The following is a 12,048-nucleotide window of genomic DNA, read 5'->3' as shown; positions in this document are numbered from 1 at the left end:
ATATAAGTGAAACAGATTTGATAAAAGCTCAACTTAAAAAAGAGAGTACTTTTAACTTAATTAATGTTATAGAGCACTACATCTTAAAACATAGACCGGAACAGTACAAAGAAGGAGAAGAATATTATTATGTAAGAGCAAAGATAAAGAACAAAAGAAGATACTACCTTTTAGATGGTTCTAAGGTTGAGGATTTCACTAAGGTTAATAATAAAGCAGTTAACAACTATCACAAGCTTTTAGTTGACCAAAAAGTGGGCTATAGTGTTGGAAATCCAATAGTATTTAATGCAAATGATGACAATTTCACTAAGCTTTTAAACGACCTGCTAGGGGAAGAATTTGACGATACAATAACAGAACTCTACCTCAATGCAAGCAATAAAGGCATAGAATGGTTACACCCATATATTAATAGAAAAGGTGAGTTTAAATATGTAATAATACCTGCTGAGGAAGCTATTCCTATTTGGGATAGTAAAAGGCAGAAGGAATTAGTCGCATTTATTAGGTTTTACTACATTGAGGATATAGATGGTAACAAGATAAAAAGAGTTGAATATTATACAGAAAATGATGTAACTTACTTTATTGAAAGAGGTAACAGTTTTGTTCAAGAGCTTTTATATGATGAATATGGAAAAATGACCGATATACAAGAAGGTCATTTTAGAATAAATAACAAAGAACAAGGATGGGATAAAGTGCCTTTTATACCTTTTAAAAATAATGAAAAGTGTGTATCTGATTTAACTTTCTATAAGTCTTTAATTGATATATATGATAATAACATTTCTACACTTGCAGACAATTTAGATGAAATGCAAGAGGTTATTTATGTATTAAAAGAATATCCAGGAACAAGTCTACAAGAGTTTATAGATAATATAAGATACTATAAATCAATTAAAGTAGATGGTGGAGGTGGAGTTGATAAACTAGAGATAAGTATACCAGTTGAAGCTAAAAAAGAGCTTCTTGATAGATTAGAAAAGAATATAATTATTTTTGGTCAAGGGGTTAATCCCGAATCTCAAAACACAGGTGACAAATCGGGTGTAGCACTTAAATTTTTATATTCACTACTGGACCTTAAATGTTCCAAGACTGAAAAGAAGTTTAAAAAAGCAATTAGAGAACTTTTGTGGTTTGTATGTGAGTATTTAAAGATAAGTAGCAGTAAGAGCTATGATTATAAAACAGTTCAAATTACTTTTAATCACTCTATGATAATAAATGAAGCTGAAAAGATAGATATGGCTTCTAAATCAACTGGAATTATATCAGATGAAACTATTGTTAGTAATCATCCTTGGGTTGAAGATGTTAATGACGAACTTGAAAGACTTAAAAAACAGGAAGAAACCCAAAAAGAATATGATGATTTAATTCCTACTAATAATCAAGAGGGTGTTATAGATGAAACATAAAGATTATTGGAGGAAAAGATTTGAACAATTAGAAGAAGCTCAGAATAATAAAAGTGTAAAATACTATCTTGAATTGGAAAAGCAATACAAATTAGCTATGAATAGTATAGAAAAAGATATATTATCATGGTATAACAGATTTGCTGAAAATGAAGGTATTTCTTTGTTAGAAGCTAAGAAGCTACTTAACACAAGAGAATTAGAAGAATTTAAGTGGAATGTAGAAGAGTATATTAAATATGGCAAAGAAAATGCTATAAATCAGAAATGGATGAAAGAGTTAGAAAATGCTAGTGCAAGGGTTCATATAACGAGGCTTGAAGCTTTAAAGTTACAAATACAACAACAAGTAGAAGTTTTATATGGAAATGAACTTGATAGTATTGATAGGTTAATGAAAGATATTTATATAAGTGGATATAATCATACAGCTTTTAACATTCAACAAGGAGTAAATATTGGGTGGAGTTTAATGTCACTTGATACTAATAGAATAAATAAAATTATTTCTAAGCCTTGGACTAGTGATGGATTAAATTTTAGCGAAAGGATTTGGGGTAAACATAGACCTGCTTTAGTAAATGAACTACACACTAAATTAACTCAATCGATTATTAGAGGTGAAAATCCAAAGAATCTAGTAAATGACTTTGCTAAGAGATTTAATGTATCTAAATCTCAAGCTAAGAATTTAATAATGACTGAATCAGCTTTCTTTGCATCAGCTTCTAGGAAAGATTGTTTCAACGATTTAGATGTAGAAAAATATGAGATAGTTGCCACATTAGATTTAAGAACCTCAAATATATGTAGAGAATTAGATGGTAAAGTATTTGATATGAAAGATTATCAAGTTGGAATAACAGCTCCACCATTTCATTGTCGTTGTCGGACAACAATAGCTCCTTGGTTTGAGGACGAAGAAGGTTATAGAGCAGCAAGAGATGAAAATGCTAAAACTTATTATGTACCATCTAGTATGAAATATAATGAGTGGTATAAGAAACATATTGAGGATAGACTTGGAAAAGAAAAAGCTGATACTCTTAGAAAAATGCAACTAAATGAGAGTAAAGATAGAAAACAATTTAAGGAATATAAAAAAGTATTAGGAAATGAAATACCTTCTAAATTTGATGAATATCAACATATGAAGTATAATGATACTATAAGGTATAAAGAAGTTAAAAAGCTTTATAAAGATGTAAATTGGCAAGTTAAAAATCAGAGGAATTTAACTAGTGGAAGTGTTCATTCAGTGCCATTTGAATCAAAACCAAATAGTGTATTTGATAATTACAAAGATGGTAAATTAATTCAAAGAAGATACTATGGTAATACAGGAAAACCTAGATTAGATTTAGATTTAACTGACCATAGAAACCCAAAGCAACACAAAATTGTACCTCATAAACATGATTGGTTAGCTGATGAAAATAACCATGACAGGGTAAAAAGAGAGAAGGATATGGAGCTTACAAAGGCTCATAAAATAGCTAACAAAGATATTTTGAAAGGAGAATAAAATGGATAATAAATTTAAGAATTTGCAACATTTAATTAATTCTATTGATTTAGGATTAGATATAGAATTTGACTTATATAGCAAACCATATAATATATCTATCGGAGATGATGATACAAGATTTATTACTCTTTGTCCTGATGGAGATACAAAGTATTATAAAAATGGTAAGGATATGGTTGATAATTACAACATTGATGGTAAATTACTAAAGGATTTATGGAAAGATATACAGATAGTAAATATGTAAAAGCACTTACTTAAATGATAAATTGGTAGGTGCTTTTATTATGCAAAAAATGAAAGGAGATATTAAAAATGGATTGGTTAAAAGAACTACTGGAAGGAATAAAAATAGAGGATAACAAGATTGATATAGCTTCTTTTCAAAAGTCTATAGAAAAGAAAATAAAAGAGACTACAGTTACTCAAGAAGATTATATGAATCTTGAAACACAACTTAATACAGCTAATGAAACTATTAAAAAGTTTGAAGGAGGTATGACAAAAGAAGATGTAGAGAGTCTAAAAACAACTTATGAAACTGATAAGAAAACTTTAGAAGAAACTTACAAAAAAGAAATTGAAGAAAAAGACTTTAATTACTGGTTAGGTGATGCTTTCAAATCTGTTAAATGTAGAGATGAAATCGCATTAAAAGCTCATTTAGACATAGAAAGCTTAAGAAATAGTAAAGATAGACAAAAAGCTTTTGAAGAGCAAATAAATCCTTTGAAACAGGATAAAGATTATTTGTTTAATGCAACGCTAGAAGGTGAAGAACCTAAAATAAATACTATAACACCAGGTCAAGAACCTAAAATAACTGATTTTGGTTTTAATTTTACTGGGGTAAGACCTCATGAAAATAATAATAAATAGGAGGAAATAAAATGGCAGCACTAAATTATGCAAAAGAATATTCAAATGTTTTAGCACAAGCATATCCTTATACTTTAAACTTCGGGGATTTGTATGCAACAGAAAATAATGGAAGATATAGATGGACTGGGTCTAAAACAATAGAAATACCAACTATAAGCACGACTGGGAGAGTTGATTCAAATAGGGATACAATTGCAGTAGCTCAAAGAAACTATGATAATGCTTGGGAACCTAAAGTATTAACTAACCAAAGGAAATGGTCAACATTAGTTCATCCAGCGGATGTTGACCAAACTAACCATGTAGCTTCAATAGGTAATATAACTCAAGTATATAATGAAGAACAAAAGTTCCCTGAAATGGACGCTTATTGTATATCTAAAATATATGCTGATTGGACAGCACTAGGCAAAGTAGCAGATACAACAGTTATTACAACTGCAAATGTCTTAGAAATATTTGATATGATGATGGAAAGAATGACAGAAGCTAGGGTTCCAGAAAATGGAAGAATATTGTATGTTACACCAGTGATAAACACTCTTATTAAAAATGCTAAAGAGATACAAAGAACAGTAAATATAAAAGATGGAGGGACTTCTCTTAATCGTCAAACAACTGATATAGATACAGTAAAGATAATTAAAATTCCATCAGCACTTATGAAAACTGCATATGATTTTACAACTGGATGGAAAGCAGGAGCAGGAGCTAAACAAATAAATATGTCTTTAATACATCCATCTGCAGTAATTACACCAGTTTCTTATCAGTTCGCTACTTTAGACGAACCAAGAGCAGTTACAGAAGGAAAATACTTGTACTTTGAAGAAAGTTTTGAGGATGTATTTATATTAAATAAAAAAGCTGATGCAATACAATTTGTTGTTGAAGCATAAAAAAGGAGTGATATATAGTGCCACAAGTAAAAAAACTAAATAGAATACTAACTATAGAAGAATGTAGAATAGATGATTTTTTAGAGATGGGATATGATTTGATAGATGAAACTGGTAAGGCAGTAAAATATGGGAAGTCATTAAATATAAAAGATTTGGTAGCTGAAAATAATATTTTAAGGTCAAAAGTTGAGTCTTTAGAAGAAGAAAATAAGCAGCTTAAAGAGAAAAATAAGCTTACTAAAAAGTAGGTGAAAGTTATGGAAAATAATATAATTGATGATATAGAAAAAAGACTTGAAAGCTTTGAGTATACATTAAAAGATGGAGACAAGTGGTTAATAGGTTTTGTTAAAGAAAAGATAGAGAATATCATTAAACTAGATTGTAATATAAATTCTATTCCTATTGAATTAAAAGAAATTGAAGTAGATATGATAGTTGGTGAGTTTTTATTTACTAAAAAAAATATGGGTCAATTAGATATAGAAAGTCTTAATTTTGAAACTGTAGAAAAGTCTATATCAGAAGGTGATACAAAGATAGACTTTGCTATAGGAAGTGGCTCACAAACTCCCGAACAACGCTTTGATAACCTTGTAACCTACCTTATGACTTATGGTAAGAGTAAAATATTAACCTTTAGGTGCTTAAGATGGTAAGTAAAACTAGAAAAGCAATAGAAATGTTATATAGAGATAAATGTACTATAGTTGAGTATCAGCCAATTAAAGACCCTATAACTAAAAGGAGCAGCAATAAAGAAGTAGTCGTATTAGAAAATCAAACATGTAAGCTTTCATATAAAAATATTGCATCAGCTACAGATGGAAAAGTGGCTAAACTTATACAGACAATTAAACTCTTTATATCACCAAACATAGAAGTTAAAGCAGGTTCAAAACTTATTATAACTAATCAAAATAATATTACAAAAGAATATATAAGAAGTGGAGAATCTGCGATATATCCAAACCATCAAGAGGTAATACTTGAATTATTTAAGGATAAAGCATAATGGGTAGAGGTGGAAGTGTTGATTTTAAAGAACTAAAGAAGTTACAAAGAAATTTACAAAGGTTGGAAGAAAGTCAACTCGATAAGTTTTGCAGAGATTGTGCAAAAGAGTTAGCAGCAAGATTAATTGGTAAAGCTATAAAACGTACGCCAGTTGACACAGGAGTGTTACGACAAGGTTGGAATGGTGTAGCTTATGCAAGGTCACTTCCAGTCATTAAAGCTGGAGATACTTACATTATAGAAATTATTAACCCCATCAAATATGCCAGTTTTATTGAATATGGTCATAGAACTAGAAATCATAAAGGTTGGGTTAAAGGTAGATATATGATGACTATTTCAGTACAAGAATTAAGAGGTCAAGTGGATGTAATAATAGAAAAGAAATTAATAAATTTATTAAAGAAGGTATTTGATGCTTAATAATATAATTGATGGAATATCAGTAAAATTAGATAAATCGTTTGGAGAAAGTTATACAATTTATAGTGAAGATGTAGAACAAGGGATAAATGAACCTTGTTTTTTTATTTGCCCTTTAAATCCAAGTAAAGTACCATATCCAAGTGGCAGGACATTAAATAAGAACTCATTTGATGTACATTATTTTCCCAAAAGCAATGATAAATCATTTGAGATAAATGAGATAGCTGAAATGTTGTTGGAGGAATTAGAGTATATAGAAATTGATGAAGATTTAGTAAGAGGTACAAATATGAACTTTGAAATTATAGATAATGTGCTACACTTCTTTGTTGACTATAACTATTTCACTATAAAAAGTAATGATACAGAAAAAATGAATGGAGTTGAATTGTTTGGCGGTCTAAAGAGAGGTGATAATTTTGAGTAAAACATTAAGTAAAGAAGATAATTATAAGTTTACTAAGGAGCAAATAGTTAATTCTAAGAAGTATGTAAATAGAAAAGATTTATTAAATGCAATTTTAAAAGAAAATGAGTTATATTCTTTCTTAGAAGTAGAGGATAGAATAAACAATTTTATGAAAGGAGTGAGTTAGATGGCTTTAGGTGGAGGAACATTTGTAACACAAAATAAAGTGTTACCAGGAAGTTATATAAACTTTGTAAGTGCTGCAAGGGCAACTAGTTCGCTTAGTGATAGAGGGATTGTTGCAATGCCAATTGAACTTGATTGGGGTATTGATGAAGAAGTATTTCAAGTAAGTAGTGATGATTTTGAAAAGTATTCAGTGAAGTATTTTGGATATGATTACACTCATGAGAAGTTAAAAGGTCTTAGAGATTTATTTAAAAATATAAGATTATGTTATTTTTATAAATTAAATAAAGGAGTTAAAGCTAGTTGCAGTATTGCTACAGCTAGATGCAGTGGTATAAGAGGTAATGACTTAAAAGTAATAGTTACAACAAATGTTGATGATAATACTAAATTTGATGTTGTAACTTTGCTAGATAATAAGAAAGTAGATACACAAATAGCTAAAGTCATTACAGATTTAATTGACAATGACTATGTTAGTTGGAAAAAGGATGCAACACTAGAAGCAAGTGCAGGACTTGTATTTACTGGTGGTACTAATGGAGAAGCAGTTACAGGGACAGAATACCAAGCTTTCTTAGATAAAATAGAAAGCTATAGCTTTAATGCTTTAGGATGTTTAGCTACAACAGCAGAAATTAAAAGTTTATTTGTAGAATTTACAAAGAGAATGAGAGATAAAGTAGGGGCAAAATTTCAAACAGTACTATATAAGAAAAATGATAGTGATTATGAAGGTGTAGTATCTGTTGAAAATAAAATAAAAGATGTTGGATTATTAGAGTCTAGTTTAATTTATTGGTCAACTGGAGCTATAGCAGGATGTGATATAAATAAATCTAATACAAATAAGCGATACGATGGTGAATTTGATATTGATGTTAATTACACACAAATACAACTTGAGGAATCGCTAAAGAGTGGTAAATTTATATTTCATAAAGTTGGTGATGAAGTTCATGTGCTAGAGGATATAAATACTTTTGTTAGTTTTACAGATGATAAGAATGACGATTTTTCAAGTAATCAAAGCGTTAGAGTGCTTGACCAAATAGCTAATGATATTGCAACTTTATTTAATGAAAAGTACTTGGGTAAAGTTCCGAATGATGCAGCAGGAAGAATAAGTTTTTGGAATGATGTTGTTAAGCATCATAAAGAATTAGAAAATATAAGGGCAATAGAAGATTTTAAAACTGATGATGTTTTGGTGGAGCTTGGAAACGATAAGAAAACAGTTATAGTAAGTGATGCGGTTAAGGTTATTAATGCTATGAGTAAGCTTTATATGACTGTTTCAGTAAGTTAGAGGAGAGTGATAATATATGTCTAAAAATGTTACTATGAATGTTAGAGACGCAATAAGTGCATCTGAAGCAGAGTGTTTTGTAACAATAGAAGGTAAAAGATATAATTTTATGAGTGCTATTAATTTAGAAGCTAAAATGGAAAAAACCAAAAGTGAAATTCCTATACTGGGTAGAACTACAAAAGGGAATAAAACAACAGGAAGTAAAATTACAGGGAGTGCAACATTTCATTTTAATACTTCTATTTTTAGAGAACTGCTTTATAGATATAAAGAGACTGGTGAGGATATTTATTTTGATATACAGGTAACCACTGAAGACCCAACAAGTTCAGTAGGAAGACAGACAGTAATACTCAAAGACTGCAATATGGATAGTGGAATAATTACTAAATTTGATGCTGATGGTGAGTATTTGGATGAAGATATGGACTTTACGTGTGAGGATTGGGAATTAGTTGAAAAGTTCAATTTAATATCAGGTACAATATAGAATACACATTTATAATTTATAGATGTGTATTTTTTATGTAGAAAATTAAAATAATAAGGAGATTAGAATAATATGAGTAATTTAAGTGCTTTTTTAAGTCAAAATGCAATAAAGGTTGATAATGTAAAATATATAGCAAGTGATAGATTTTTAGATGAAGAAGGAAAGCCAGTAGAGTGGGAACTTAAAGTTTTATCTTCTGAGGAAGACGAAACATTAAGAAGAAATTGTACTAAAAGAGTGAAGGTAATTGGCAACAATGGGAAATATACTGGTCAATACACTAGTGAAATTGACTACAACAGTTATGTAGCTGAATTATGTGTGGCATCTACTGTATTTCCCGATTTGAAAGACGTTGAGTTACAAAATAGTTATGGAGTTATGGGAGAAGCTCAGCTACTAAAAGCAATGTTAAATGCAGGTGAGTATGTAAATTATACAGTAAAAGTGAATGAAGTAAATGGATTTGATACCTCATTTGAAGATAAAGTAGAAGAAGCAAAAAACTAATCAGAGGTGGCGATTTTGATGCTAGTATAACTCATTATTGTATCCAAAAATTAAAGTGGAAACCAGGTGATTATATGAATTTAGAAGTTAATGAGAGAGCATTAGCAGCCGCCTCAATACTTGTCAAGATAGAGGATGAAGAGGAAGCAATGAAAGAAGCTGAAAGAGAGAGAAAGAGGGGACGAAGAAGATAGAAAAATATAAAATAAATGTAGAATAGGTAAAATATGTAAGAATTATGTGTTATAATAATTGTAGCAAGAAGATGTAATCTACAATTTATAGAGTGGAGTTCATACAAAAGATTATCCTCCCAACGTATAGAAGGGAGGTGTGTATGTATGGATAATTTTTTGATTGGCGTATTAGCTAGCTTAACAGCTACTCTAATAGCTTACGTAATTGGTAAATTAATCAAAAAAGCAAAAAGCCACTCTCGCACAAAGAGTGACTTACAAGTTGAATTTAAATTTATGTTTAAATCCAAAAAATAATTAGCTTATAATTATGAACTTCACTCTACTGTCAAATAGATTGTAGTTCTTCTTGCTTTTATTATACCACAATAAAAAAATTTTAACATTAATTATTGTCAGTTTTGACAATAATTAATGTTAATTTTTACAAACAATGATAATGAATCTAAATTAATGAATAAATTTAATTATAAAAATTGTAAATAAGAAAGCACTTACTTAAATGGTAGGTGCTTTTGTTTTGCCAAATCTTACTTAGTTAAAGAAATATAGAATAGGTAAAATATGTAATAATTATATGTTATAATATTTTTAGCAAGAAGATGTAATCTACAATTTATAGAGTGGAGTTCATACTGAGATAAAACCTACTTCCTAATGAAAGGAGGTGGGAAGTATGAATAACTTTTTACTTAATGTAATAGCTGGCGTTATTGCTAGTTTAATATTTTGCTTAATTTGTAAAGTATTTCTAAAAGTAAAAAGCCACTCAACTCGCGGCAAGAGTAAAAGTGGCTGGGAATTTGATTTTAAAATCAAGTTCCATAAATTTAAATAATTACTAATTGTTTAAATTATGAACTTCACTCTACTGTCAAATAGATTGTAGTTCTTCTTGCTATTATTATACCACAAATTAGAAAAAATATGCAAAGTACTTGTTTTAATAGAAAGTACTTTTTTTTGTGAAAAAGAAGGTGATTATATGGAGAAAGATGTAGAACTTACAGAAAAGGATTTATATTGTATTGCTAGACATATTCAAGTATATGTATTAAAAAATGAAAATGAAGTTATAAAAAAGGAATATAATCCATGTTGTAGATGTGAATATAGATATGAGTGTTACAAAAATAATGCTTGCATTCATCACTGGACCTCATTTAAGAAATTATCTAAAATTACAAGTCTTAAAATGGGTCCAGGATTAAGAATTTAGTACATTTTTAGAGCTATTTTAGTTAATTCACAATCAAATGTTCCCCAAAATGGACATTCATCAGAACAGGGAGAATCTAAATTTGAAAATTTTAGCCCTTTTTCAGTAGCATTTAAAATAGGAACCTCATAAAATTCGGCTGTTGCCATTACATTTTCACCTGCTACTGAACAATACTCATAAATACTTTCAAATACCATATATTCACCATCCTTTCATAATTAGTTTAGAAGTATCTACTAATACCTCTTGAATTAATTATAGCATGGTATATTAGGGAGATTTGTTTATATTAAGAATAATATGTAAAAATTTTATGTTTGTAGTATGGGAAATAAATAAACAAAGAAAGCACTTACTTAAATGGTAGGTACTTTTGTTTTACCAAATTATGCTATAATATTGTTTGAGATGAGTAATTTGTGGGGGATTTTATTATGTCAGCGATAATAGTAGCAATAATATTAATATTATTAGGAATAGGTATATTTATATATTTTATGCCAGTGAGTTTAATGTTACTGGCTTTACTTGTACTTCTTTATTTCATTGGAGAAAAACAAAAAGTTATGGGAATTTTATCTTGTATTTTTCTTATTTTCACAATATATCTATGGTCAGTTTGGGATGATATAATCTCATATACAGAAGAAAAACTAGTTATTAGAAAAGAGCAAAGAATGCAGGAAGAAGAGACTAAAAAAGAAGAATGGCAAAGAGCAAATGAAGAAGATGATGCGAGAAGAAAAAAGGAAAAAGAAGAAAAATATGGTATAGAAATAAGTGCAGAAGATTTAGAAAATAAATTAGAACCATTAATACCTCAAGAATATAGAGGTGCTAATTACAAGTTAGAGGTATACTCTATTAGAGATATGTATACTACATTTAATATAAGTGTACAAAATGAAATATTTAAAGATGAAAAGGAGTGCAAAAAATTTATAAGAAAAATAGCAACAGAATTGAAGGACTACGAAATTTTTGAGCCATCATTTGCTTTTTATTCAGACAAAAACGATGACTTGTGTCATTATATAAGTTTTTATAATGAATTTAGAGATATACAAACAGGGAAAGAATCTGTATTTAATTTAGAAATTGATTAGAATTAACCATAATATTATATGTACTACTAGAAATTAAAATATTAGGGCAGAAAGCACTTACAAACATGTAGGTGCTTTTAAATTGATAAATTATTCCATTTTAATTTTATAGTTTGAATTTTATGATATAATAAAAATATAGAAATTTTGCAGTGAGCGATATTTGTGATAAAGTAGGCTTTAACAGTTGCAATGTAAGGCATTGAGGTTGTGTGATAAGTGTTATCAACTGCACTACTCATGGTTCACTGCAAATTTGAGAGAGTTGTATATGTGTAAGTATTGAAAATACTAAGTTTATTTTGGGATTTTATATTAACTAAGTGGTATGTAAAGCACATTTTCTTTAAAAGTTAAAGTCAAAAAAGAACTATTTTATATTAACTAAGTGGTATGTAAAGTCAATTACCTTTTTTATTAGTTTT

At 28.9% G+C, this 12,048-nt stretch carries 19 protein-coding genes and 1 CRISPR repeat array (1 of these 20 only partly in view); of the genes, 18 read left to right on the top strand and 1 reads right to left on the bottom strand.

Translation table 11 applies throughout. The features are described from left to right. Positions 1-17: 17 nt before the first annotated feature. From ACTG46_RS10800 to ACTG46_RS10720, 17 genes are all read left to right on the top strand, one after another. Positions 18-1,430: a phage portal protein gene (locus ACTG46_RS10800; RefSeq protein ID WP_479922786.1), complete on the top strand. Its 1,413-nt coding sequence runs from the start codon at positions 18-20 to the stop codon at positions 1,428-1,430. Next, positions 1,420-2,955, top strand: a complete 1,536-nt coding sequence (locus ACTG46_RS10795; protein WP_479922785.1) for a minor capsid protein — start codon at positions 1,420-1,422, stop codon at positions 2,953-2,955. Before ACTG46_RS10800 ends, ACTG46_RS10795 begins: the two co-directional genes overlap by 11 nt. Before the next feature lies 1 nt (position 2,956). Beyond that, positions 2,957-3,205 (top strand): hypothetical protein, encoded by a 249-nt coding sequence (locus tag ACTG46_RS10790; protein WP_021395626.1) that lies wholly within the window; start codon positions 2,957-2,959, stop codon positions 3,203-3,205. Between the two features lie 68 nt (positions 3,206-3,273). Beyond that, the gene (locus ACTG46_RS10785; protein ID WP_479922784.1) at positions 3,274-3,837 is read left to right on the top strand and encodes a phage scaffolding protein; all 564 of its coding nucleotides are present in this window, start codon (positions 3,274-3,276) and stop codon (positions 3,835-3,837) included. Positions 3,838-3,848: 11 nt separating this feature from the next. Then, on the top strand, positions 3,849-4,739 hold the full coding sequence (locus ACTG46_RS10780; RefSeq protein ID WP_284181006.1) for a capsid protein: 891 nt from the start codon (positions 3,849-3,851) through the stop codon (positions 4,737-4,739). A gap of 17 nt (positions 4,740-4,756) precedes the next feature. Continuing rightward, positions 4,757-4,990, top strand: a complete 234-nt coding sequence (locus ACTG46_RS10775) for a hypothetical protein (RefSeq protein ID WP_479922783.1) — start codon at positions 4,757-4,759, stop codon at positions 4,988-4,990. A 9-nt stretch (positions 4,991-4,999) separates the two neighbouring features. Further along, positions 5,000-5,401, top strand: coding sequence for a hypothetical protein (locus tag ACTG46_RS10770; RefSeq protein ID WP_479922782.1), 402 nt, complete (start codon positions 5,000-5,002; stop codon positions 5,399-5,401). Then, positions 5,395-5,757 (top strand): hypothetical protein, encoded by a 363-nt coding sequence (locus ACTG46_RS10765; RefSeq protein WP_479922781.1) that lies wholly within the window; start codon positions 5,395-5,397, stop codon positions 5,755-5,757. The genes ACTG46_RS10770 and ACTG46_RS10765 overlap by 7 nt, the downstream gene beginning before the upstream one ends. Then, positions 5,757-6,182, top strand: coding sequence for an HK97 gp10 family phage protein (locus tag ACTG46_RS10760; RefSeq protein ID WP_021385813.1), 426 nt, complete (start codon positions 5,757-5,759; stop codon positions 6,180-6,182). The genes ACTG46_RS10765 and ACTG46_RS10760 overlap by 1 nt, the downstream gene beginning before the upstream one ends. After that, positions 6,175-6,612 (top strand): phage tail terminator family protein, encoded by a 438-nt coding sequence (locus ACTG46_RS10755; RefSeq protein ID WP_479922780.1) that lies wholly within the window; start codon positions 6,175-6,177, stop codon positions 6,610-6,612. Before ACTG46_RS10760 ends, ACTG46_RS10755 begins: the two co-directional genes overlap by 8 nt. Then, positions 6,596-6,781 (top strand): hypothetical protein, encoded by a 186-nt coding sequence (locus ACTG46_RS10750; RefSeq protein WP_479922779.1) that lies wholly within the window; start codon positions 6,596-6,598, stop codon positions 6,779-6,781. The genes ACTG46_RS10755 and ACTG46_RS10750 overlap by 17 nt, the downstream gene beginning before the upstream one ends. Next, a complete protein-coding gene (locus tag ACTG46_RS10745) occupies positions 6,782-8,092 on the top strand; it encodes a phage tail sheath family protein (protein WP_479922778.1) in 1,311 nt (436 codons plus the stop codon). A 16-nt stretch (positions 8,093-8,108) separates the two neighbouring features. Continuing rightward, entirely contained in the window at positions 8,109-8,585 is a 477-nt protein-coding gene (locus tag ACTG46_RS10740; protein WP_254487059.1) for a phage tail tube protein, read from the top strand. 72 nt (positions 8,586-8,657) lie between these two features. Further along, positions 8,658-9,098 carry a phage tail assembly chaperone gene (locus tag ACTG46_RS10735; RefSeq protein ID WP_479922777.1) on the top strand — a complete coding sequence of 147 codons (441 nt, stop codon included), beginning with the start codon at positions 8,658-8,660 and terminating at the stop codon, positions 9,096-9,098. Between the two features lie 341 nt (positions 9,099-9,439). After that, entirely contained in the window at positions 9,440-9,592 is a 153-nt protein-coding gene (locus ACTG46_RS10730) for a type I toxin-antitoxin system toxin (protein ID WP_227834518.1), read from the top strand. A gap of 379 nt (positions 9,593-9,971) precedes the next feature. Further along, positions 9,972-10,133: a type I toxin-antitoxin system toxin gene (locus ACTG46_RS10725; RefSeq protein WP_003429855.1), complete on the top strand. Its 162-nt coding sequence runs from the start codon at positions 9,972-9,974 to the stop codon at positions 10,131-10,133. A gap of 147 nt (positions 10,134-10,280) precedes the next feature. Beyond that, positions 10,281-10,514: a hypothetical protein gene (locus tag ACTG46_RS10720; RefSeq protein WP_479922776.1), complete on the top strand. Its 234-nt coding sequence runs from the start codon at positions 10,281-10,283 to the stop codon at positions 10,512-10,514. On the opposite strand, the gene ACTG46_RS10715 is transcribed toward ACTG46_RS10720, so the two are convergent. Next, complete coding sequence (locus ACTG46_RS10715; RefSeq protein WP_479922775.1) at positions 10,511-10,714, bottom strand: hypothetical protein; 204 nt, start codon at positions 10,712-10,714, stop codon at positions 10,511-10,513. The genes ACTG46_RS10720 and ACTG46_RS10715 overlap by 4 nt on opposite strands. A 237-nt stretch (positions 10,715-10,951) precedes the next feature. Here ACTG46_RS10715 and ACTG46_RS10710 point away from each other — a divergent pair, with 237 nt between their 5' ends. Beyond that, positions 10,952-11,623: a hypothetical protein gene (locus ACTG46_RS10710; protein ID WP_479922774.1), complete on the top strand. Its 672-nt coding sequence runs from the start codon at positions 10,952-10,954 to the stop codon at positions 11,621-11,623. A gap of 307 nt (positions 11,624-11,930) precedes the next feature. Then, positions 11,931-12,048: direct repeats of the CRISPR family, unit length 29 nt; unit sequence ATTTTATATTAACTAAGTGGTATGTAAAG; it runs 634 nt beyond the window's last position.

This window comes from Clostridioides sp. LIBA-7678 (assembly GCF_056716065.1).
Note: the sequence above shows the minus strand (reverse complement) of the source record. Positions and strands in the feature narration are given on the sequence as shown.

Excerpts from the sequence above, each read along its gene's own strand:
- ACTG46_RS10795 (WP_479922785.1), top strand. The coding sequence starts at position 1,420 with ATGAAACATAAAGATTATTGGAGGAAAAGATTTGAACAATTAGAAGAA.
- ACTG46_RS10790 (WP_021395626.1), top strand. The coding sequence starts at position 2,957 with ATGGATAATAAATTTAAGAATTTGCAACATTTAATTAATTCTATTGAT.
- ACTG46_RS10785 (WP_479922784.1), top strand. The coding sequence starts at position 3,274 with ATGGATTGGTTAAAAGAACTACTGGAAGGAATAAAAATAGAGGATAAC.
- ACTG46_RS10780 (WP_284181006.1), top strand. The coding sequence starts at position 3,849 with ATGGCAGCACTAAATTATGCAAAAGAATATTCAAATGTTTTAGCACAA.
- ACTG46_RS10770 (WP_479922782.1), top strand. The coding sequence starts at position 5,000 with ATGGAAAATAATATAATTGATGATATAGAAAAAAGACTTGAAAGCTTT.
- ACTG46_RS10765 (WP_479922781.1), top strand. The coding sequence starts at position 5,395 with ATGGTAAGTAAAACTAGAAAAGCAATAGAAATGTTATATAGAGATAAA.
- ACTG46_RS10760 (WP_021385813.1), top strand. The coding sequence starts at position 5,757 with ATGGGTAGAGGTGGAAGTGTTGATTTTAAAGAACTAAAGAAGTTACAA.
- ACTG46_RS10755 (WP_479922780.1), top strand. The coding sequence starts at position 6,175 with ATGCTTAATAATATAATTGATGGAATATCAGTAAAATTAGATAAATCG.
- ACTG46_RS10745 (WP_479922778.1), top strand. The coding sequence starts at position 6,782 with ATGGCTTTAGGTGGAGGAACATTTGTAACACAAAATAAAGTGTTACCA.
- ACTG46_RS10740 (WP_254487059.1), top strand. The coding sequence starts at position 8,109 with ATGTCTAAAAATGTTACTATGAATGTTAGAGACGCAATAAGTGCATCT.
- ACTG46_RS10735 (WP_479922777.1), top strand. The coding sequence starts at position 8,658 with ATGAGTAATTTAAGTGCTTTTTTAAGTCAAAATGCAATAAAGGTTGAT.
- ACTG46_RS10730 (WP_227834518.1), top strand. The coding sequence starts at position 9,440 with ATGGATAATTTTTTGATTGGCGTATTAGCTAGCTTAACAGCTACTCTA.
- ACTG46_RS10725 (WP_003429855.1), top strand. The coding sequence starts at position 9,972 with ATGAATAACTTTTTACTTAATGTAATAGCTGGCGTTATTGCTAGTTTA.
- ACTG46_RS10720 (WP_479922776.1), top strand. The coding sequence starts at position 10,281 with ATGGAGAAAGATGTAGAACTTACAGAAAAGGATTTATATTGTATTGCT.
- ACTG46_RS10715 (WP_479922775.1), bottom strand. The coding sequence starts at position 10,714 with ATGGTATTTGAAAGTATTTATGAGTATTGTTCAGTAGCAGGTGAAAAT.
- ACTG46_RS10710 (WP_479922774.1), top strand. The coding sequence starts at position 10,952 with ATGTCAGCGATAATAGTAGCAATAATATTAATATTATTAGGAATAGGT.